The sequence below is a fragment of the Desulfoluna sp. CLI2B genome (assembly GCF_056847375.1).
This window is the reverse complement of sequence record NZ_CP186557.1, coordinates 2,220,753-2,242,156: the sequence shown is the minus strand read 5'-3', so window position 1 is coordinate 2,242,156 and position 21,404 is coordinate 2,220,753. Positions and strand designations below refer to the sequence as shown.

The window sequence follows — 21,404 nt, the reverse complement described above, 5'->3', positions numbered from 1 at the left end:
TTTTATCCGGCTTTGACCAGGGACGGCCCCATGGTTTCTGCCTGCCGTCGGCTGTCCAGGGGCACGGCCACGGTGTGGCCCCGGATGCGTTCCAGGGCCACAGGAACGCCGTAGACCTCCCGGATCATCTCCGGGGTCACCTCGTCCCTGGGGCAGAAACCATGCATGGCGCCGTTTTTCAGCAACAGGAAATAGTCGGCATGGCGAAAGGCCAGGTTCAGGTCGTGCATGGAGACCACCACCGTAAGGTTCTGCCGGGTGGCGATATCGGAGATGCGTTCCATGACGTCCATCTGGTTTTTCAAATCCAGGCTGCTGGTGGGCTCGTCCATGAGGAGGAGCTCAGGCTCCTGGGCCAGGGCCCGGGCGATGGTGACTTTCTGAAGTTCCCCGCCGCTCAGGCTGCCCGCGGGCCGAAGGGCCAGGTGGTCCAGGTGCATGGTGGTGAGGATGCTCTCCACCATGGCCAGGTCCCGGCGGGACGGTGCCCAGGTGATATAGGGCTTGCGCCCCAAAAGCACGGTGTCAAAGACGGAGAGAAGCTGGGCACCGGAGCTCTGGGGCACATAGGCCACGTGCCGGGAGAGCTGTCGCCTTGGCATGCGGAGGAGGTCCAGATCGTTTAAACGCACCTCCCCGCTCAAGGGGGGCAGGATCCGTATGAGGCTTTTCAACAGGGTGGATTTCCCGGCGCCGTTGACGCCCAGAACGCCGCAGACACACCCCGGGGGAAGCTGGAATCCCACACCCCTCAGGACCATGGCGTTGCCATACCCGACGTGGAGATTATCGACGGAAAAAGTCATCTGTGTATCCCCCTTATAAGAAGGAAAAGAAAAAGCGGGGCCCCCATAAAAGAGGTCAGCACCCCCACGGGCAGGGCCCCGGAACCAACGAGCAGGCGGCCTGCGGTGTCTGCCCCGAGGAGCAGCAGGGCCCCGATGAGGCAGGAGAAGGGAAGAAGCAGCCTGTGATCGCCTCCCACAAGCCGTCGGCCGATGTGGGGGGCCAGGAGCCCCAGAAAGGCGATGACGCCGTGGAACGCCGTGACCAGGGCGGCCACCAGGGTGGCAAGGATCATCCCTGACAGGCGGAGTCCGGTGACGTTGACCCCCAGGGCCTGGGCTTCGTCTTCCCCAGCTGCCAGGGCGTTTAAGTTCCACCGGTTCATCAGGAAATAGACAAGCACGGCAAGGGTCACGGCCCCTAAGATGCCGAGTTCCTGCCAGCCGGAACGGGCCACGTCCCCAAAGGTCCAGAAGACAACGGCGGCCAGCTCCACCTCAGAGGCAAAGTACTGGATCAGAATCGTGCCCGAGGTAAACAGGGCGGAAAGGGCAATGCCTGCAAGGATGACGGACTCCGGGGACATGCCCCGGAGCCGGGCCAGCACCAGAATCACCACCGTGGCGGTCATGGCACCGGTGAAGGCGCAGAGGGTTACGGCGCACACGCCGGGGATGGACCAGGCCTGGGGCCCTGAGGCTGCCAGGGCGCCCTGGTCCAGGCCACCGGCTCCCAGTGCCACGATGGCAAAGGCCGCGCCGCAGGCCGCTCCCTGATTGATGCCAAGTGTGAAGGGTGAGGCCAAAGGATTCTTGAGAAGGCTTTGGGTGACCACACCCGAGAGTCCCAGGCCGCATCCGGCCACCACGGCCGCCGTGATCCTCGGCAGGCGGATACTCCACACCACGATGCGGCCCGTTCCCGTCTCAAGGCCCATGAGGCTTCGGATCACTTCGGAAAGCGACAGCTGATATGAGCCCACGCTGACCGCCCAGATTCCAAGGACCACGAGGAGGATGCACAACCCTGCGAAAAGAAGGAAGCGCCGTGCCAGGGTTGTTCCGTAAAGCCGGGCCACAGCACCCTGCCCTTCGCCTGTGCCGACCTGGGCTCCACTTGTTACCATGTATTCCATGCATGCCCTCCGACAGGGGGAGCTGACCCGGATATGTCATGAGAAAGTAACCAGGCTAAAAACGATCATCTGTTTTTACGCCTGGTTGTCGAGGTGCGAATGGATATTTCAAAAATGCAAAATATCATTCGCCTTTTGTGCCTCGATTTTCTCACCCATCGGCCGAGTCCCCTTTCCTGCCCGGAAAATAAAAAAGGCCACGAAGGCTCAACCACCTCTTTTTTGAGATGGCGTGAGCCTTCGTGGCCTTTGGGTTGCGTATTGCGGCACCGGAAGCGCCGGGCTTAGTGCCCGAACGCATCACCGGATCACCGGGGATGTCAATAACGATCTGTCAATCGAATACCAACGGCTTCTTGCCGCAATTTATCTACACTTAAGCAGGTTTTTCGCTGTTGTCAAGGACGGGGTGGGTTCCATGGGAAAAAGTGGGCCTGGGCCGGGGGCTTGTGGCCTTTCGCCCCGACGACGACGGGACGACGCGACTTGATATGACAAATATGTATTTTTTATTTTTTCAAAACACAAAAATGTTACCCATTCAAAAAGCCATGACACCTCAATGCAAGTTTTGCCGGATAGATATTTGGAAGCCATGGGCTGTTGTTTCAAGGTCTTGTGTCGGTGTAGCTCACCCATATCGCGAATTTGGCACACCCGTTGCACTATACACAAGTCAACATCACGGAGACAGGAATCCACGACAAAAAAGGAGAGTTTCATGCGAAAAATTGAAGCAATCATCAAGCCGTCCCGGCTGGACGAGGTAAAAGATGCCCTCAACGAAATCGGCATCAACGGGATGACCGTCAGCGAAGTTCGCGGGTTCGGAAGGCAAAAGGGCCATACCGAGATCTTTCGCGGCGCAGAGTACCAGGTGGACTTTATCCCGAAAATCAAGATCGAGATCATTGTGGAGCGCTCCATCATGGAGAAGGTGCTCTCGGTCATCGAAGAAAAGGCTGGAACCGGAAACATCGGGGACGGCAAGGTTTTTGTCCTGCCCGTGGAGCAGGCGGTGCGGATCCGCACCGGTGAATGCGGCCGGGAAGCCCTCTAACCAGAAGCCTGTATACGGAACATCACCCAACCAAACGCTTAAGGAAAAGAGAGATGAAAAAAAGATTCATGACACTTACCGCGCTGCTGGTCGCAGCTTCGTCAGCCTGGGCAGGGGACGACACCCCCACTGCTCTGACCAACCGGGATGCCATTGCACTGGTCCAGGAGCATGCCAACTTTGTCTGGACCCTGGTGGCTGCATGCCTCGTCTTTTTTATGCAGGCGGGTTTTGCCCTGGTGGAAGCCGGGTTTACCCGGGCGAAAAACGTCATCAACATCATGATGAAAAACCTCATGGATTTTTCCATGGGGTCCCTGGCCTACTGGGCCGTGGGCTTCGGCCTGATGTTCGGCGTGAGCAAGGGTGGCCTCATCGGCACCTCAGGCTTTTTCCTGAGCGACTACACCCCTGGCGGTGATCCCTGGATCCTGGCCTTCTGGATGTTCCAGGTGGTGTTTGCGGCCACGGCAGCCACCATCGTCTCCGGTGCCATGGCCGAGCGGACCAAATTCTCCGCATACCTTATTTACAGCGTGCTCATCAGCGCCATCATCTACCCCATCTTCGGCAGCTGGGCCTGGGGCGGCCTCCTCAACGGCAGCGGATGGCTTGAAAAACTGGGATTTATCGATTTCGCAGGCTCCACCGTGGTTCACTCCGTCGGGGGCTGGGCAGCCCTTGCCGGAGCCATGGTCCTGGGGCCGAGGCTCGGCAAATACACCAAGGACGGCAAGGTCAAGCCCATCCTGGGCCACAACATCGGCCTGGCTGCCCTGGGCGTCTTTATCCTGTGGCTCGGATGGTTCGGCTTTAACCCCGGCTCCACCACCACGGCAGATAAGAGCATCGCCATGATCTTTGTGAACACCAACCTGTCGGCTGCTTCGGCCGCAGTGGCCGCCATGTTCGCCTCCTGGATTATCTTCGGCAAGCCTGAAGTGGGCATGAGCTTAAACGGCGCCCTTGCCGGCCTGGTGGGGATCACCGCAGGCTGTGCCAACGTGTCCCCGGGAAGCTCCATCATCATCGGGCTTGTGGCAGGCGTCCTGGTGGTCTTCTCCGTGCTCTTCTTCGACAAATGCCGCATCGACGATCCCGTGGGTGCCATCTCGGTCCATGGCGTGTGCGGTGCCTGGGGCACCCTGGCAGCAGGGATTTTCGACATGAACGGGTTCTCCATGTCCGTGGTGGGTGTTCAGCTCATCGGCATCGCGGCCTGTTTTGCCTGGACCTTCCCCACGGCTTACGGCCTCTTCAAGCTCCTTGAAAAGACCATGGGCCTGAGGGTCTCCCCCGAAGAGGAGATGGAAGGCCTCGACCTCTGCGAGCACGGCGGCACAGCCTACCCCAACTTTGAGGTGTTCAACTACGGCGGTGGCGGCGGCTCCGCCAAGCCAGCAGGCGAAATGGGCGCCTCCGGGACCTATGAGAGGCCGCCCGAACCAGCCCACTGACCCACGCAACCCCATGTAAAAACGGTTTCCGGCGGTGCCGTTGTGCACCACCGGAGACCGGAAGCGAAAGGAGTTTTCCATGCATACCGTATCACGCTTACCCCACTGCTGCGAACCGGGAGCCGTACTCTCCCCCGTCACCGATGCCCTTCACCTGGTCTACGGCGACACAGGCCAGAGGGCCTGCCCCGTATCCTTGCATGGAAAATCCACCGTCAACCAGACCAAAAAACGTCCGCCCCTGTCCGTGCACTTGCCGGGCGTTCGGGGGCTTTCCCAGGGACGGCGTATGCTCTACAGGGGCCTTACGGATCTCATCGATGGCCACCATCCCGCCGCTGCCTTTGTCTACCCCACGGGCAAGGGAGAACGCCTGGGCGATGAGGTGGACGCGGTATGCAGCCGGGTGGAAGAAGAAAAGGGCATTCCGGTGATTCCCGTGCACTCCGAAGGCCCGAAAGGAATGCGCAAGGCCGCGGACCGGGCAGCCTGCCAGGCCCTGTTTCGGCTCATGGGAACCGGGGACATTTCCGGCATCACCCCTGCCTCGGTAAACATTCTTGCAGGGCCCGGAAACAGGTGCGCCGCCATGGCCCTGAAGAACCGTTGCCGGGAGCTGGGGGCCGAGGTGGTGGCCGTGCTTCCGGGATGCAGCAGCGTGGCGGAGATCCGCCGTAGCCACGGGGCGTCCCTCAACCTGGTTTTCGGTGGCGGGGCCATGCTGCAACTGGCCCTTATGATGGAGGTGGAGTACGGCATTCCCCTGGTGCAGGTGTCGGGGGATACAAAGGAGGCGGTAAGGGCTGCCCTTGCCGGCGTGAAAAGGTAAGGCGCAACGCATTTTCGACTGGAGACGTGCAGGCCCTTTTCGCAAAAGGGCCTGCACGGTTTTATCTGGGTATCAGCAATAGTGGCAGGCCGTTTTTCGGCCTGCCTCTTTTGTTTCCAGCTCGGGTTCCACCAGGTCACACCCTTCCTGACGGTTGGGGCACCGGGGGTGAAAGCTGCACCCCTTGGGCGGGTGGATGGGACTCGGTACGTCCCCGGAGAGGATGATGCGCTCCCGCGGCCTGTCCGGGTCGGGATAGGGAATGGCCGAAAGGAGGGCCTTGGTGTAAGGGTGCTTCGGGTTGGCGTAGACCTCTTCGCAGGTGCCCTCTTCCACCACCTTGCCCAGGTACATGACGGCGATGCGGTCGCAGATGTGCTCCACCACGGCCAGGTCGTGGGAGATGATGATGTACGAGAGGTTGAATTCCTGCTGGATGTCGATGAGCAGGTTGATGATCTGGGCCTGGATGGAAACGTCCAGGGCAGAGACGGGTTCGTCACCGATGATCATCATGGGGTTCAGGGCCAGGGCCCGGGCAATACCGATGCGCTGGCGCTGACCGCCGGAGAATTCGTGGGGGTAGCGATTGCCCTGCTCAGGGGAGAGGCCCACCTTTTGTAAAAGCCAGGCCACCCGGTCGTTTCTCTCGGATTCGCTGCCCATGCCGTGAACCTTCATGGGCTCGCCGATGGCGCGGTTGACGGTCATGCGGGGGTTCAGGGAGGAGAACGGGTCCTGGAAGATCATCTGCATCTTCTGGCGCGTGCGCCGCATCTCGGCTGGGGTAAGGCTGTCCAGGTCGGTGCCGTTGAAGATGAGCTTTCCGTGGGTTTTTTCGATGAGCTTCATGGCGGCAAGGCCCGTGGTGGTCTTTCCGCAACCCGATTCACCGACGATGCCCAGGGTTTCGCCCCGGCCCAGGGTCAGGTTGACGCCGTCCACGGCGTGGACAACGTCCTTGCAGCAAAAGCCGCCCTTGACGGGAAAATGGACTTTCAGGTTGTCAACGGTCAGAAGGTCTGTCACGCGGCGGCTCCTTTCACACCTGTGGATTCACACCGCCAGCACCGCACCGAATGGTCCGGGGAGACCTGGAACAGGGGCGGCAGCTCGGCATCGCACCGCTCGCTCCGGTGGGGGCACCGGGGGGCGAAGCTGCACCCTTTGGGAAGATCGTAGAGGCTGGGGACCATGCCGGTGATCTCCGTAAGGCGGCTGTTGCCGTCTGAATCTTTGGAGCCGATGACGGGCACCGAGTTCATGAGCCCTTTGGTGTAGGGGTGGCCTGTCTCCCGAAACAGGATGCGCGTGGGGGCGGACTCCACGATACGGCCCGCGTACATCACGATGACACGGTTGGCCATCTCCGCGATGATTCCCAGGTCGTGGGTGATCATCATGATGGCCGTTTTCTGCATGGCCTGGAGCTTGAGCATGAGGTCCATGATCTGGGCCTGGACCGTGACGTCCAGGGCGGTGGTGGGTTCATCGGCGATGAGGATTTCCGGGTCGCATGCAAGGGCCATGGCGATCATCACCCTTTGCCTCATGCCGCCGGAGAGCTGGTGGGGATATTCCTTCACCCGTCGTGCGGGTTCCGGCACCTGGACTTTTTCCAGCATCTCCACCGCTTTGTTCATGCTCTCCCTTTTGGATACCCCGCGATGGAGGGCGTACACCTCACCGATCTGCCTGCCCACGGTTTTCACCGGGTTGAGGGAGGTCATGGGCTCCTGAAAAATCATGGAAATGCGATCGCCGCGGATTTTTCGCATCTGCCGGGCGGAGAGCCCGACGATGTCTTTGCCGTCGTAGAGGATTTCGCCGCTCTCGATGCGCCCGGGCGGTTCCGGGATGAGTCGCATGATGGATTGGGCGGTGACGCTCTTACCGCAGCCGGACTCTCCCACCACGCCCAGGATTTCGCCGGGGTACATCCCGAAGGAGACGCCGTTGACCGCGTGGGCCACACCCCGCTGGGTGTGAAACCGCGTGGTGAGGTTCTTCACTTCCAATAAATAATCGTTTTGCATGGTTCCCCTGATTGAATGAAAATTGAGCAAAAATTAATACCAGCAAATCATTGTCCATTCAACTCTTAAAAAAAACTCCATCGCCTTTAAACATATACCTAAGCGAATGCTTTACATATCTTACGTTCCTTAAGCGGAAACATAAAATCAGATTTAGTATAACTTATTGACAGTCAATTGATGGTGTGGTTCTATTTTTAGTTCTCGTAAAAAACTGTTTTCGAATAATCAGTCACAGTAACTCAGGAGGATCGTTTTGATGAAGAAGATTGGATTGTTGCTGCTTGCCGCAGCGACGGCTCTTCTGGTGACGGCGGGTGGGGCGGCGGCCTCATCCGGCGGGACCTTTGTATTCTGCGCGCCCTACGGCGGTGACCTTTTTTCCCTGGATATGCATAAAACCTCACGGACCCAGGACTACATCGTGGGGCTGAACATCAACCGCAGCCTCTACAAGTGGGACGCGGACCAGAGCAAGCCCGTCCTTGACCTGGCCACCGAAGCCAAGGTATCTGCCGACGGCAAGACCTACACCTTCAGCCTCCGCAAGAACGTCAAATTCCACAACGGCCGCACCCTGACCGCCGACGATGTCATCTGGAGCTACAACCGCATCGCCCAGCCCGAGACCACCTCTTCCGCGGCCAGCTACATCGCCAACATCGACGGTGCCGAGGCTGTCATCGCAGGCAAGGCCAAGACCATCACCGGCCTGGAGAAGATCGACGACCACACGTTCAAGATGACCCTGAAGCACCCCGTTGCCATCGGGTACTCCCTCTGCAAGGTGGAAACAGCCATCGTTCCCCGTGAGGCCCTCGAAGGCAAAGAAGCGGCATTCGCCACCAACCCCGTGGGTTGCGGCCCCTTCAAGTTTGTTAAGTGGGTGCGCGGCAGCGAAGTGATCCTCGAAAAATTCGACGGCTACTTTGAACCCGGCAAGCCCTACATCGACAAGCTGGTCTACAAGATCATGCCCGAAGGCGCGGCCCGTGACATTGCATTCCGCGCAGGCGAACTCGACGCCAACATCGTGGGGGCGTCCCAGTACCCCATCTACCAGCGCGACCCCGAGATCAAGGACAACATGATCGAGGTGGCCGAGATGTACACCCGTATCATCGGTTTCAACCCCGAGTTCAAGCCCTTTGCCGACAAGCGCGTGCGCCAGGCCATCAACCACGCCATCAACGCCGAGCTCATCATCAAAAAGCTCCTCAAGAACAAAGCGGTTCCCGCCACCGGTTACCTGCCCACCAGCTCCCCTGCCTATGAAAAGGCCATGAAGGGTTACGACTACAACCTAGCCAGGGCCAAGGAGCTGATGAAAGAGGCGGGCTACGAAGACGGCTTTACCTTTGAGTGCATCGCAACGGCCAACAAGAGCTGGGGCGTGGGCATCGTGGAGGCCCTGATCCCCTTTATGAAGCGCATCAACATCACGGTCAAGCCCCAGCAGCTCGAAGGCGCCGCCCTGGGCGAGCGCTGCCGCACCGGCAAGTTCGACGCCTTTATCTGGTCCATCGAGTCCGGTCCCGATCCCCTGGAGACCCTGAACCGTTTCCGTTCCACCACCCCGAGGTCTGCCGGCAACTACACCGCCTATGCCAACGCCGATTACGACAAGGCCCTGGACCAGGCTGCCGCCGCCTCCTCCGAGACCGAGAGAATCGAGTGGGTTAAGAAAGCCAACCGCATCCTCTTTGAGGACGCCCCCTTCTGGTTCTTCAACTACAACAAGGCCATCATCGCCTATCATCCCTGGGTTCACGGCATTAAGCCCGTGGCCATCGAGATGATGCTTCAGGACTTCACCAACCTGAAACTCGACGACAGCTCTCCGCGCAAGTAAGCCCGGAAGGCCGCGTAAGGGGGAGGACGCTCTCCCCCGATTCACACATCAAACCACAGAGCCTTGCCGGTACGGCAAAGGGGCTCTGTGGTTTTGCCATTGAATGCGTTTCATGGGTACCGTTACACCACAATTTCTCGGAAAGGCCTGCGTCGGCACACCCTGCCCATCGCAAGGCACCAGTGGCCTCGCCGGAATACCGGCGGGGCCATTGATACGCTTTTCGGCACCATTTATTATTTATCCCAGGTTGTTCAACGTATAAAGCTGACGCCTTTCGCCGTCTCCAGATTCATCCCCACGAGATCCTGATCATCTCCATGATCATGTTCGTGCTGCTCAACCTCCTGCCGGGGAACGCCGCCCTCATGGCGGGCGACCAGCGCAAGGCACCGGACCCCCGGATCGTCGAGCAGCTTAAGAAAGAGTGGGGCATCGACAAGCCGGTGCACACCCGTTACTTTATCTACCTCAAAGGGCTTGTCCGGGGCGACCTCGGCACCTCGTTTCTGCGCCGTGAGCCGGTGAACAAGCTGGTGGGCGAGCGCATCTGGCCCACCCTGCGTCTCTCCATTGCCGCCCTTATCATCTCCGTGGGCATCGGCATCCCCCTTGGTTTTATCTCCGCCCTGAAACGCGGGACCCTTGTGGACACAGCGTCCATGATCGGGGCGGTTTCCGGGGTCTCCCTGCCCCAATTCTGGCTGGGGCTCCTCTTGATGTACCTCTTTTCGGTGGTTCTCGGCTGGCTGCCCTCCTCGGGCTACGGCCACGGAAAATTCGCCAACCTCATCATGCCCGCCATCACCCTGGGCATCGGCTACACCGCCCTTCTCGCCCGGGCCACCCGGGCCGCCGTCCTTGAAGTGCTGCACAAGGATTACATCCGCACCGCACGGGCCAAGGGCCTCTCCGAGCTTCTGGTGAACTGGCGCCACGTCATGCGTAACACCATGGTGCTGGTGCTCACCACGGCAGGGCTCCAGTTCGGCGCCCTCATCGGCCAGACGGTCATCGTGGAGAAGCTCTTCTCCTGGCCGGGACTCGGCTCCCTTCTGGTGGACTCCATTTTTCAGCGGGACATCCCCGTCACCCAGGGCTGTATCCTGGTGATGATCCTTGTCTTTCTCATCGTGAACCTTGTGGTGGATCTTCTCTATTCGGTGGTGGATCCGAGGATTGAATACTGATGGCATTTTCCAAAGCGGCACTCAAAGGCAGAAGCAACCTGATCATCGGCGCGGTGCTGACCGCCCTGGTCATCGGCATGGCGGTGTTCGCCCCCCTGCTGGCACCTTATCACCCCATCAACGACGCGGACCTCATGGTCTCGGAGGAACCCCCGTCCGCAGATTACCTCTGCGGCACGGACACCCAGGGGCGGGACGTTCTCTCCCGGGTAATCTACGGATCCCGGATCTCCCTTTCCGTGGGGCTGGTGAGCCAGCTCATCAACACCATCATCGGTGTGATCTTAGGGGTCACCGCCGGGTATTTCGGCACCTGGTGGGACGATCTGGTCATGGGGCTCACCAACATCATGCTCTCCATCCCCTCCATGGTCTTTGCCCTGGCCATCATGGCCCTTTTAGGCCCGGGGCTGGTGAACGTTTATATCGCCCTGGGGCTTACCAACTGGTCCTTTACCTGCCGGATCACCCGGTCCCAGGTCCTTTCGGCCAAGCGCATCGAGTACGTCCGGGCCGCCGAAGCCCTGGGCTACGGCAAGTGGCGCATCATGTTTGCCCAGATCCTGCCCAACGTGGTAGGGCCGATCCTGGTCATGGCCACCCTGGGCATCGCCTACGCCATCCTGACGGAGGCCTCCCTCTCGTTCCTCGGCCTGGGTACCCAGCCCCCCACCCCGAGCTGGGGCGGGATGCTCTCCAACGCCCGGGAACAGTTTTTCACGGCCCCCTGGATCTCCATCTATCCGGGCCTGGCCATCTTCGTCACCGTCCTGGGGTTCAACCTTCTGGGCGACGGCCTGCGGGACCTTCTGGATCCCCATAAGCATTAAACCATGCGAGCCTCCGGCGGCCCTGCCGGGGGCCTAACAGATAAACAGGGGTTAACCCCATTTGGGGTCGCTTTTTTCCATTCCGCATACTGCGAGATGTCCCTTGGGTGATGCAACAACGGAAACATGCTGCTAAACTTGGGCTAAAAAAGCGACCCGCCGGAGGCAACATGAAGCGCGCCATTGTATCGACAAAAATCTATACGGGGGTACCCGATGCCCCCTTTGCAGAAGCCCTCCTCATGGAAGACGGCCTTATCACGGCTGTGGGCACCACCAAAGAGATCATGTCCCGGGTCACCCCGGACACCACCGTCTCCTCCATGTCCGGCCACCTTGTGGTGCCCGGGCTCGTGGACGCCCACTCCCACCTGGCCAGCTACGGCCTGACCCTGACCCGGGTCAACCTCGTGGGCCTGCCCTCCCTTGCCGCCTGCAGAAAAGCCATTGCAGAGGCCGTGGCCTACACCACCAGGCCCAATTCTACTGGATCATCGGACGGGGCTGGAACCACCACTTCTGGGAAGAGCAGCGCGAACCCACCCGGGCCGACCTCGACGACATCTCCCCCGACCACCCCGTGGTCATGACCCGGGCCTGCGGCCACCTGATCTGGGTGAACCAGAAAGCCCTTGAAGTGGCCGGGGTCACCAAAGAGACCGTCACCCCCGAAGGAGGCCAGATCGACCGGGATGAGAACGGCCTTCCCACGGGCATCGTCCGCGAGTGCCTGGAGGTGATCCGGGACCACATCCCCCCCGTCACCCACGAAGAGCGAAAGGCCGCCATCCTGGAAGCCCAGAAGCGTACCTTGGCCTACGGCCTTACCGGCACCCATGTCTGCGAAGAGCTCGTCGACTACCTGGCCTACGCCGAGCTGGAAAAAGAGGGAAAACTCACGCTGCGTGTCTGCCACCTGTTGCCCCCGGAAGACCTGGAAAAAGCCGATGCCCTGGGCATCACCGCGGGCTCGGGCAGCGACCATCTCTGGCACACCCACGTCAAGCTCTTCATGGACGGCTCCCTGGGTGCGGAAACCGCCTGGATGTTCGATGACTACGAAGGCTCTCCCGGGTGTTGCGGCCTGGCCTGCCTCACCAACGAAGAGCTTCTCGCACAGATCGAGATGGCCTACAAAACCGGACGCAGCGTCGCCATCCACGCCATCGGGGACCGGGCCGTCTCCGCCGCCCTTGACGGGTTTGCCGCCATGCGCGTTAAGTACCCCGGCACCCGGCGGGACCGCGTTGAGCATGTTCAGCGGGTCACCGACGAGGACCTGAATCGATTCAAAGAGATGGACGTCACCGCCTCGGTACAGCCCGGGTTCCTCCCCACGGACTGGAAGACCGCCGAGGCCAAATGGGGGCGTTCACGTTGCCGCCAGGCCTACACCTGGAAACGCATTCAGGAGACAGGCATCCGCATGCAGTTCGGCTCCGATGTGCCCGTGGAGTCCAACGACCCCATGATCGGCATCCGCGCGGCCATGTTCCGCACCGACGCCCAGGACAAGCCCACCGGCGGCTGGTTCCCCGAAGAGGCCCTCACCTTCTGGGAAGCCATCGACGGCTACACCAGAACCGCTGCATGGACCGCTGCTGTGGAGGATAAGTCCGGTACCATCGAGGCCGGCAAGTGGGCGGACCTGACCATTTTTAACGATGCCTTTGACGAACCGGAAAAGTCCGTCCTCAAAGCCTCTGTGGTGAAAACCATTGTGGGGGGCAACGAGGTATAATAAAAACCAGGTCGCGGGATACCCCCACACCATGGCAAACAGGGCCATGGCCCCTATGAACTTTCAGGGGCTGGCCCTGCATCCCCTTAGGAATTCTCTCTCAACTCATTTACAGGATGATGGCCCCATGACACGACTGGTAATGATCCCCGTGCTTCTCTTCGGGATTCTTTTGCTCTACTTCTCTCAGAGGTCATTTTTTGAATCCTGGGACCTCACAAAAAACGCCGAGCACACCTACGGAGAGGTTGTGGATTACACGACCAGTCAATCCGACGGAACCACCTACTACTATCCCGTGCTCACATTCACCACCCGGGACGGCCAAACCATCACCTTTGATGCCAAATCAGGCAGCTCCAAGCCGAAGTATGCTTACGGCGAGAAAGTTGAACTTCTCTACGACGCCACCAACCCTTCCAACGCCCGTGAAAAAGGCTTTTTCGCCCTTTGGGGCGGTGCGCTCATTGCAGGGGTCATGGGGCTCATTCAGACCGGCATCGCCCTGTTCTTTCTGGACAACCCCTTTGCGTCCAAAGATGACGACGATGATGATGAAGATGACGATTACGATGAGTCGTAATCAGGCCCCTGCATCCTGATGGATGCATTCCGGCTCGACCATATAAAAACGGTTGCTCTCCCAAGGTGCGGGAGGCAACCGTTTTTTATTGTCAAAAAAGCCTCCGGCGGCAAGGTGAGCCACCTTGAAAGCAGGGGCCCCACGGTGTTTTGCCCCTCGCTTCTCGGGTCAAAGCACATCCACCTTTAAAGCGACATTCATTCAAATAGTTTTAATTGCGAACTGTTTGTTCACCTTTTTTAAATGCTTAATTCCGGTTAAGGTCAAGCGAATCCTTTTTTGTTTTCCAGAACCGATGACGCTAGCCCCCTTGCTTTTGCCGCAAGGCCTCCAGGGCTTCCCCGACAACCGGGGCCTGCGCGATAAAGCCCCTCAGCTTTTCACAGACATACTCAGGGCACGTTGCGCAGTGTGGCGCCTCCTTTTCCATGGCGCATTTCCGGATTTCACACAGCGATTCGGTGAAGAAAAATTTTTCTCCCTCCGACGTGCATCCCCGGCAGTTGATCTGCTCCGGAGAAATGTCGGTTTTGTACTCAATGGTCCACGCCTCGGCAACCTCTTTGCGCTTGGCATCCGAATCATCCCGGGTCGCTTTATACGCCTCGCATTGCGAGCAGTCCATACCACAACGAGCTATCATTTCTGTTCCTTTCATCAAAAAAAACGGTGCAATGCTCCACCCCGGTGTCACGACCATCCGGGCTGAACATCAGTTGACGGTAAAAAAGCGTACCTGAAGGAAAGCTGCGGTGTATTGGAAAAATGGAACCTTTTTATGCGGGGGAAAGGTATTCTGCGGGGGTAAGGCCGGTGATGCCCTTGAATTCATGGATCATATGGGACTGGTCAAAGTAGCCGCCCTCCTGGGAAAGGTGACTCCAGCCATGAAGGTTCCCATTTTTGTGCAGGGCGATGGTTTGGTGCAGGCGCACCACCTGCATCAGGAACTTGGGGGACAGGCCCGTGGCGTGGAGGCATCTGCGGGTAAAGTGCTGCCTGCTCCAGCCAATGGCATCGCTGATCTGCTGCACCGAACACTGCCCGCCGGCATTGCGGATCAGGCGAAGGGCCTCGGCAAGGGGGCGTTCCGGGGGAGATAAACCGGTCATCTGCCTGAGAAACACCTCATCGAGCAGGGCGATGCGATCCTGCGGCAGAGCCTTTTCCGCCAGTTGGTCCGAGAGTGCATGGGTGGGATTGCCCAAGGCGTCACAGGCGTCCACCATCAGGTCGGTGAAGTGATGCATGGGAGTCTTGAAAAGGGAGGTCGCCATGGCGGTGTGGAATCGCACCCCAAAAAGGTTGGTTTTCCGGCTTTGAACGGGCTTTGTCATGGCGCCCACGACAAAACACCTCAAGGGAGCTGCGGGTTCCAGATCAAAAATGATGTCCACGCAACCGTCGGGTATCACCGGCTTCCGGGCCGATAGCCGGGCTTTGGACTGGACATGGCACGACCAGTAGCAATCGATGAGGGACGCAAGGAGAGGATGGGGCCTGTACTCAGCGTATTCCGGGGGTGTCATCATGGGCATGTGGATTACGCAACGGTAATTTTTTGAAGACAGATGGTGTCCCCGTTGAGAATGGATTTCAGCAGGGTGACCTTCACCGGCCTGCCGAAGAGCGTCTCAAAAATCTGCCGGGTATACCCGACGGTGCAGTTGCAGAGAAACGGATGGATCACCTTGCCGGATGTCACCATGCCGCAGGCACACTCGGTGTACTCCAGGTAGATCGTTCCATCCTTTTTATAGAGGGATGGTCTGTTGTCATACAGTTTGGCCTTGTAGGTATCAAACAACAGGTCCAGGTCATCCTTGTGGGCAACGGACTCCCGAAGGGCTCGGATCGATTCAAACCCCTCGGAGGACTTCAGGCAGGCCCTGCCGCAGTTTTCCACGGCTGCGGAAGCGTCGGGGCTCTTGCTGGTGCTCAGCTCGCTGAGGATGGTGTTGATCCATGCGGACGGGTCGTTGGATTCCATGGTTCTCCCCTTTGTGTTTCCGATGCCGTGGCCCGATGATGTCTCTGGCTGCGTGCATCAATGTTCCGTAAGGGGTTCCTTATACCACGATGGCATAAAAAAATAAAAACGCCACCGCCTCAGAGCACATGCCTTAAAACGCCGGACAGGGTTTGAACGGAATAGGTTTGCCCGTAATCCGCTGTTTCCCCGGGTGCCAGCAGGATGGATCTGGCCCCCGCGTTTGCTGCGCAGGCCATGTCTTTTTCTTCGTTGCCCACATAAAAAACGTGGCCGGGGTTTGCGCCAAACGCCTTCATCAAGTTGATGAGCCCCAATGGATGGGGTTTTCTGACCCCAACCTCGCATGACGACACAACGCGATCCATGAGGGGAACCAGCGGCCCCAGATCGTCCATCAGAAAATCCCGGGGCATGCCGTAGGGCACGTCGGAGAGCACGGCCGTAAAGACCCCTGCGTTTTTTAACTCGGTAAGGGTCGCGACTGCAGACGCTTCCACAACGGCCCTTCGCTGAAAGTAGGCAAAGAAGCTTCGCCCAAAGGCCGCCCCGTCCACTCCCAGCACCGTGGCGATTTTTCGGGTGACCTCCCCTTCTGCGACTTCAAAGGTGCGTTGATGGGTCCGCGTGTTGTAAAAATCCAGGATGGAGACGGCCAGCTCCAGGTCGGGCGTGGTGACGCAGATACTGTTCTTCACCAGAAAATCGTTGATGGCATCGATGTAATGCTCGCTCCAGTTCAGCGGAATGCCGTAATAGGAAACAAGGGTCTCTCCGAGATCGAATACGACGAGGGTCATGATATCCCCACTGCTCACCCGGAGATATATCCGGGCTACTGTTTAATACAGATAAACACCGAACCGTTCCTGCTCTTGATGGAAATCTTCCCCATTCGGTGAAGGGCAGCGCATTCTCTTTCACCATCCTGGCGGGACATGTGATCCGTCAACCGATCCGCAAGGCCGTCGGGATCCAGGCCTCCGCACTCTTTCAGGGTACTGAGTATCTTCAACTGGTTGTCGGTGAAGGCCGTTTCCGGGTTGCGCTTGTGGAAGGACTCGGCTCGTGATATATCCGGGCAAGGGAATCGAGGCGTTGCATTTACTGCATTCCATGGTTTCCTCCGGAAACAGTGATGAAGACACCTTCGCCCACCCCCGGAAACATCAGGGGCGGGCTTCCCTCAACATGTAGCGGTTTTTCACATCGAACACCTGTGATGTGGCGACAACCTCAAAGCCGAAAAGTTCATAAAACAGCACATTTTCATCCCTGTCTGTTTCCAGGTACGCCCTGGCGGCGCAGGCATCCACCTCGTTGCAGAATCGATCCATGAGCCTTGAGCCGATTCCCAGTCTCCGGTGGGATGGAAGGACGCCGATGGGCCCTAAGTGCCAGTGCTGCTCCTTGGGATCCTGAAGGGCCCATTCCCTCAGCCAGACGAATTTTCTCCACCGGATGTCCGTTTTGCCGTCGAATTCAGGCGGTCCGTCCGGCAAATTACGGCCGGAGCACGAATTCATCCTCATGACGCCTAAAATGTCTCTCTCTTCTTTTGCCAGAAAGACAATGCCCGGCCTCTGAGTCAAAAGGTCATCAAACATGGCCTCGATTTCGAGGCGTTCCTGTTCGCCGCTGCCCAGGAACACGGCCTGGTGAAGGGGGTTGTCGAGCATGGCGAGGCTGAGGACCTTTGCCGCTTTTTTGGCCTCGTTTTTTTGCATCAGCGAAATGGTTATGTTGCCCATGGTACGCGCCTTCTTTTGAATCGGACCGATCCACGTTACGGGTTTACGGGCTCCCAGATCGATTCATCCGGCCGAAAACCGGATGTCTGGGTCAGCATCGCATAGATAAAGACATCTTCATCCACCCCACTCTCTTTGATTTGCTCTTCAAGGACCATTTCAGTTATCGAGAACATGGAGGTCAAGTCAATGCGCCATGTCTTGTCTTCTTTTCGAAAGGTAAACCCAAAGGGAGCCTCCCCCTCTTCATTGACGACATGGGTTTCTGCAACATTCTTTTCAATGCTTGAGACGGTTATCTCCAGGTTTGAAATGCTTTCCTTTCCGATCCACCCATTTTCAACGGCGTAAATAAACAGCTCTTCCCCGTTCATTTCCCTCAACTGTTGATTGCTGATGGAGTGACGGGCCATGGTAACGATCATCTTCGTGCCGAATGACATATTCTTTGTCTCGGATTCCGATGCCGTCATGACCTTGTCAAGGATCTCATCATAATAGGCCTTTGTGTTGGAATCTACATAGAAATATGCCGTAAACCCGTCCTGGTTGAGAAGTGCAGATTTGTATTGCTGAAAGGACTCCTTGACCATGGGGGCTTGATCCACTTTACTGCAGCCGAAAGCAATAAGAGTCAACAATGCGGTTGCACAGATCATCTTTACCAATGACTTCATCGTGTTTCTAGCCTTATCATGTATGGGAAATCGGGCCTGAAAAAAGTGCGGAGACAACGTGTCTGATTGAAGGGGCATGAACATTGAAATTCTGAAGGGTTGAGTTTTGATGCATGACTCCCCTCAATAATAAATCAGGCGTAAGAATTCATGTATCATCGATAAAAACATAGTTCCCATGCCTGTGCAAGGGCAAACTCGCTCTTTGAGAAGCAGTAAAACCCTGCGTTACAGGCACATCACAAAGAAGGGTCGCCGCCGACCTTGTCGGAGATCACCACCCCTACCCCTGCAGCCACCGCCTTTTCCATATCCTCAGGCCCATCGACAGTCCAGGCGTTGACCCGTTTCCCCAGGAGCTTTGCACCTTTCATCCAGATTTTTTCCCCGGCACCGGGCTTTGGAAACAGGGTAATTTCAGGGTGAAGGGTGTCTGCGCCCGCCAGAAACCCCTTGATGCCGGACCGGTTCAGCAGCGTGTTGACTTTGAACCGCCATTTTTTTTTGTCTTCGATCCGTACCGTGCGGTCATTGAGGCGAAACAGGTAGGCCGTCTCGATGGTGCGATTAAAAAAGCGCGTGGTGATAAGGGTGTTCAGGTCAAAGGAGGATAGGATCACCCGGTCGTCGATGCCGTGGTGCCGGATGACGTTGACGGCTTTTCGGGCGGTGTGGCAGACAAAACGGTGGCTTGATTTGATCTCCACGTTGAAAATGCTCTCTTTCCTTGATGCCATGAACCCACAGGCGTCGTGGAACAACGGGACCTCTATCCCCTCTTCCCGGGCCGTTGCCCGGAGCTCTGCCAGTTCTTTTTCCCAGGGGAAAAAACCGAGCCTCGCCTTGCAGAACCAGCGGTTGATGACAATCAGCTTGCCGTCGGCCGTGGACTCCACGTCGATCTCAATGCCGCGGGCACCCCGCCGGAAGGCCTCTTCAAAGGCTTCGAGGGTATTTTCTGAGACATGGGCGTGCCGGACGCCGCGATGGCCCAGGATGACAGGGCTGTCCGGGCTCTCTTCTACCAGTTTGTCGATAAGGGTGCTTCTCACGGCCGGGTGCCTTTACTCTGTGGGCAACCTTGGCTGAAGAAGGCTCTGTCAGGCAAGGTTGCCGGGTCAATGGGGAAGATGGCTCGGGAAAAGGCCGGGGCCCTACCCTTTCATGGTGTTGATGTGCATCTCAAGGAGGGGGTATCCGTCTCTGGTAAGGCCCATGATGGATTTATCGAGGAGCCACATCTCCACGATGCCCCAGGTAAAGGAGACCAGGGAGAGCCCGCACAACCTGGGGTCCAGGCCGGGCTTCAGCTCTCCTGCCTCGGCAAGGGCGGCGAACACCTCGGTGACGTTGGCGATTCCCTCCTCGGTATTGAGCTTTTGAGAGGTGAGAAACGAATGCATCTCGTCGGTGTACTCCACCTTGTACTTCAGGACACGGTAGAGCCTGGCATACCGGGTGTTGGTCTCCAGAAGGGCCAAATAGCTGTGGAGAGCTTTCAGCACCGTCTCCCAGGAGTGGGGCCCGGAGTCGGTGAGTTTGAATCGCCGGTCGTCGATGGTGCCTTTGACCCAGTCGCAGCATTGGGCAAGGATGTCCTCTTTTCCCTGGAAATGCCAGTAGATGGCTCCCCGGGTGACCCCTGCCTCATGGGCGATGTCTCCCAGGGTGGTCCGGGAGTAGCCCTTGAGGTCAAAAAGGGTCAGGGCGGCATCCATGATGCCGAGTCTGGTTTTTTCAGCGTCTTCCTTGGTTTTACGTGCCATGCAACGGCCTCCTGATGTTTTGGGTCTTGTAACATATTCGGCGACTCATTTCATCCGTCAACAGGCTCAGCTATTCTTTCATCGGGACCACGGCGACGAAACCGCGGCCCCGACCCCTTGGGCTTTGGGCTACAACAGGGTCACCACCACCCCCAGGTGCCCGGCCACGATGTAGTCCTCATTGACAATGGGGCTGTTGTGGATCTCATCGCCGAAGTACTCTGCCTTGACGCCCCCCACCATGTTCAGGTTGGCTGCCAGGGGAGCGGCAAATGATAAAGCGACAAAACCGCTGACGTCGGCCTCGGGTTTGTATGCTTTGCGAAAGTCGGCGGCCTCGTTTTCCCGCACACCGTAGTAGTAATCCACCTGTTTGCCGCTGCGCCAGGTACTCCCTGCCGACGGGATCAGGGTGAACCGCCGGGTGCGGATGGGTATCAGGTAGGCCAGGGTCGCTTCCCCGCCGTTGTGGGTATCCGATGCGTCCAGGCTGCCGCTGAGCTTGATGCCGCCCACGGGGCTCCAGTAAGTGATCCGTGCCCCGGCTTCGATGGCCTCCTTTCTCTCGGCCATGCCTTCAAGGTAAGGGCTGTCCGAGGCCTCGTATCCGTTGACCCCGCGTGCAATGAACACGTCGAGACGGCACTGCTTCATGTTGACGACCTTGACGCCCGCCTTGATACCTTCCACGAAAAAGCGACGGTCTTCGCCAAAAATCAACGGCATGGGCAGGTAGCGTTTGTCGTTTTCCAGGTCTTTATAGAGACGTGAAGAGGCCGCACCTCCGAATCCGATACGGAGCTTGCGGCCGTCGTCGAACGCCTGGGCCCCACCGGTCCACAGCAGGATCATGAAAAACACCAGGACGCCTCGCACACGATAATTGCTTACTTCTTGCATTGCATAACCTTTCTTGGGTGATGTTATTTATACATTCATCAATGTATGTAAAATGTGCGGCAGTTTATATACACTCGTGTATGTATGCGTCAAGGGCTTTCAACGGACCCCCCTGTTTTTTCAGGACAACAGGAATTTCCATCCCCCTTCCGTGTGTTGACAAATCTGTTTAGTGGCTATACAGTCAGGCCATGGAATCAGACTACCTTTCAACAAAATTTGCCGCCTTCGATGCCATCTTTCACCGGGTGATGAACAAGATGAAACGCATCGAACAGAAACCCCGTTATTTCGGGACGGACATTCTCCTGTATCCCTCGGAGATCCACACCATTGAGGCCATCGGCAAGAACCCCGGCATCAACGTCACCGATCTCGCGGCTCTTCAGGGCGTTACCAAAGGAGCGGTGTCCCAGGTGATCCGAAAGCTTGTGGATAAAGAGATGGTGATCCGGATGAAAGATGAAAAGTCGGACCGGGAAGTCCTTCTGGTGCTCTCCCCCACCGGCAAAACCGCCAACGCCGCCCATCAGAAGTTTCATTCCCGCATGGACCCCATCCTTCTGGAGCTCATCGACGGGGCCGACGAAGAAAAGATCGCCTTTATGGTGTCGGTATTTCAAGCCATTGAGCGATTCTGCGACCAGGTCCTCAGCGAATAAATACCCCAACGCTTTAATCTTTGTTTTGTCCCTCCAGCCCACATACGTTGACGTGCTGCGCCGATCCAAAACGGCGGACCGGAACGTGCCGCCTCCACTGTCTGCATTTGTTGATAGCTCGTTTTTTTTCCGGGTCTCGGTCATGGTCGGGACCCTTTG

The 21,404-nt window shown here is 58.0% G+C and carries 23 protein-coding genes; 10 read left to right on the top strand and 13 right to left on the bottom strand.

The window, feature by feature from the left end; all coding sequences use genetic code 11:
- Nucleotides 1–2 precede the first annotated feature (2 nt).
- Nucleotides 3–806: an ABC transporter ATP-binding protein gene (locus ACOYW2_RS10765; RefSeq protein ID WP_482770392.1), complete on the bottom strand. Its 804-nt coding sequence runs from the start codon at nt 804–806 to the stop codon at nt 3–5.
- Nucleotides 803–1,921 (bottom strand): FecCD family ABC transporter permease, encoded by a 1,119-nt coding sequence (locus ACOYW2_RS10760; RefSeq protein WP_482422914.1) that lies wholly within the window; start codon nt 1,919–1,921, stop codon nt 803–805. The genes ACOYW2_RS10765 and ACOYW2_RS10760 overlap by 4 nt, the downstream gene beginning before the upstream one ends.
- A 721-nt stretch (nt 1,922–2,642) precedes the next feature.
- On the opposite strand from ACOYW2_RS10760, the gene ACOYW2_RS10755 reads away from it, so the two are divergent.
- The 3 genes from ACOYW2_RS10755 to ACOYW2_RS10745 all read left to right on the top strand — a co-directional run bounded on the left by ACOYW2_RS10755 (nt 2,643) and on the right by ACOYW2_RS10745 (nt 5,267).
- The gene (locus tag ACOYW2_RS10755) at nt 2,643–2,981 is read left to right on the top strand and encodes a P-II family nitrogen regulator (RefSeq protein WP_482416327.1); all 339 of its coding nucleotides are present in this window, start codon (nt 2,643–2,645) and stop codon (nt 2,979–2,981) included.
- A gap of 53 nt (nt 2,982–3,034) precedes the next feature.
- Nucleotides 3,035–4,438 carry an ammonium transporter gene (locus ACOYW2_RS10750; RefSeq protein ID WP_482416328.1) on the top strand — a complete coding sequence of 468 codons (1,404 nt, stop codon included), beginning with the start codon at nt 3,035–3,037 and terminating at the stop codon, nt 4,436–4,438.
- Between the two features lie 79 nt (nt 4,439–4,517).
- Nucleotides 4,518–5,267, top strand: a complete 750-nt coding sequence (locus ACOYW2_RS10745) for a nitrogenase component 1 (RefSeq protein WP_482770391.1) — start codon at nt 4,518–4,520, stop codon at nt 5,265–5,267.
- Between the two features lie 72 nt (nt 5,268–5,339).
- On the opposite strand, the gene ACOYW2_RS10740 is transcribed toward ACOYW2_RS10745, so the two are convergent.
- Both ACOYW2_RS10740 and ACOYW2_RS10735 read right to left on the bottom strand, forming a co-directional pair.
- Complete coding sequence (locus tag ACOYW2_RS10740) at nt 5,340–6,296, bottom strand: ABC transporter ATP-binding protein (protein ID WP_482416330.1); 957 nt, start codon at nt 6,294–6,296, stop codon at nt 5,340–5,342.
- The gene (locus ACOYW2_RS10735) at nt 6,293–7,303 is read right to left on the bottom strand and encodes an ABC transporter ATP-binding protein (protein ID WP_482770390.1); all 1,011 of its coding nucleotides are present in this window, start codon (nt 7,301–7,303) and stop codon (nt 6,293–6,295) included. The genes ACOYW2_RS10740 and ACOYW2_RS10735 overlap by 4 nt, the downstream gene beginning before the upstream one ends.
- Nucleotides 7,304–7,562: 259 nt before the next feature.
- Here ACOYW2_RS10735 and ACOYW2_RS10730 point away from each other — a divergent pair, with 259 nt between their 5' ends.
- The 6 genes from ACOYW2_RS10730 (at nt 7,563) to ACOYW2_RS10705 (ending at nt 13,499) form a co-directional block, all read left to right on the top strand.
- Complete coding sequence (locus tag ACOYW2_RS10730; protein WP_482416332.1) at nt 7,563–9,155, top strand: ABC transporter substrate-binding protein; 1,593 nt, start codon at nt 7,563–7,565, stop codon at nt 9,153–9,155.
- Between the two features lie 242 nt (nt 9,156–9,397).
- On the top strand, nt 9,398–10,345 hold the full coding sequence (locus tag ACOYW2_RS10725; RefSeq protein ID WP_482771015.1) for an ABC transporter permease: 948 nt from the start codon (nt 9,398–9,400) through the stop codon (nt 10,343–10,345).
- A complete protein-coding gene (locus ACOYW2_RS10720; RefSeq protein ID WP_482416334.1) occupies nt 10,345–11,175 on the top strand; it encodes an ABC transporter permease in 831 nt (276 codons plus the stop codon). The genes ACOYW2_RS10725 and ACOYW2_RS10720 overlap by 1 nt, the downstream gene beginning before the upstream one ends.
- Nucleotides 11,176–11,345: 170 nt before the next feature.
- Nucleotides 11,346–11,765: a hypothetical protein gene (locus ACOYW2_RS10715; protein ID WP_482770389.1), complete on the top strand. Its 420-nt coding sequence runs from the start codon at nt 11,346–11,348 to the stop codon at nt 11,763–11,765.
- The gene (locus ACOYW2_RS10710) at nt 11,666–12,916 is read left to right on the top strand and encodes an amidohydrolase (RefSeq protein ID WP_482771014.1); all 1,251 of its coding nucleotides are present in this window, start codon (nt 11,666–11,668) and stop codon (nt 12,914–12,916) included. The genes ACOYW2_RS10715 and ACOYW2_RS10710 overlap by 100 nt, the downstream gene beginning before the upstream one ends.
- Nucleotides 12,917–13,043: 127 nt before the next feature.
- Complete coding sequence (locus ACOYW2_RS10705; protein ID WP_482422908.1) at nt 13,044–13,499, top strand: DUF3592 domain-containing protein; 456 nt, start codon at nt 13,044–13,046, stop codon at nt 13,497–13,499.
- 301 nt (nt 13,500–13,800) lie between these two features.
- Here the strand turns inward: ACOYW2_RS10705 and ACOYW2_RS10700 are convergent, their stop codons facing one another.
- From ACOYW2_RS10700 to ACOYW2_RS10660, 9 genes are all read right to left on the bottom strand, one after another.
- On the bottom strand, nt 13,801–14,142 hold the full coding sequence (locus ACOYW2_RS10700; protein ID WP_482770388.1) for a DUF3795 domain-containing protein: 342 nt from the start codon (nt 14,140–14,142) through the stop codon (nt 13,801–13,803).
- Nucleotides 14,143–14,275: 133 nt separating this feature from the next.
- Nucleotides 14,276–15,037, bottom strand: coding sequence for a DUF6597 domain-containing transcriptional factor (locus ACOYW2_RS10695; RefSeq protein WP_482770387.1), 762 nt, complete (start codon nt 15,035–15,037; stop codon nt 14,276–14,278).
- A 5-nt stretch (nt 15,038–15,042) separates the two neighbouring features.
- The gene (locus tag ACOYW2_RS10690; protein ID WP_482770386.1) at nt 15,043–15,489 is read right to left on the bottom strand and encodes a DUF6144 family protein; all 447 of its coding nucleotides are present in this window, start codon (nt 15,487–15,489) and stop codon (nt 15,043–15,045) included.
- A gap of 119 nt (nt 15,490–15,608) precedes the next feature.
- Nucleotides 15,609–16,289, bottom strand: coding sequence for an HAD family hydrolase (locus tag ACOYW2_RS10685; protein ID WP_482770385.1), 681 nt, complete (start codon nt 16,287–16,289; stop codon nt 15,609–15,611).
- Between the two features lie 369 nt (nt 16,290–16,658).
- Complete coding sequence (locus ACOYW2_RS10680; RefSeq protein ID WP_482770384.1) at nt 16,659–17,240, bottom strand: GNAT family N-acetyltransferase; 582 nt, start codon at nt 17,238–17,240, stop codon at nt 16,659–16,661.
- A 35-nt stretch (nt 17,241–17,275) separates the two neighbouring features.
- Nucleotides 17,276–17,917: a hypothetical protein gene (locus tag ACOYW2_RS10675; RefSeq protein WP_482416343.1), complete on the bottom strand. Its 642-nt coding sequence runs from the start codon at nt 17,915–17,917 to the stop codon at nt 17,276–17,278.
- Between the two features lie 239 nt (nt 17,918–18,156).
- Entirely contained in the window at nt 18,157–18,969 is an 813-nt protein-coding gene (locus ACOYW2_RS10670) for a glycerophosphodiester phosphodiesterase (protein ID WP_482770383.1), read from the bottom strand.
- A 102-nt stretch (nt 18,970–19,071) separates the two neighbouring features.
- Nucleotides 19,072–19,683 (bottom strand): TetR family transcriptional regulator, encoded by a 612-nt coding sequence (locus tag ACOYW2_RS10665; protein WP_482416345.1) that lies wholly within the window; start codon nt 19,681–19,683, stop codon nt 19,072–19,074.
- Between the two features lie 129 nt (nt 19,684–19,812).
- Entirely contained in the window at nt 19,813–20,535 is a 723-nt protein-coding gene (locus ACOYW2_RS10660; protein WP_482770382.1) for a MipA/OmpV family protein, read from the bottom strand.
- Between the two features lie 239 nt (nt 20,536–20,774).
- Here ACOYW2_RS10660 and ACOYW2_RS10655 point away from each other — a divergent pair, with 239 nt between their 5' ends.
- On the top strand, nt 20,775–21,245 hold the full coding sequence (locus tag ACOYW2_RS10655; RefSeq protein ID WP_482416347.1) for a MarR family transcriptional regulator: 471 nt from the start codon (nt 20,775–20,777) through the stop codon (nt 21,243–21,245).
- Nucleotides 21,246–21,404: the final 159 nt, after the last annotated feature.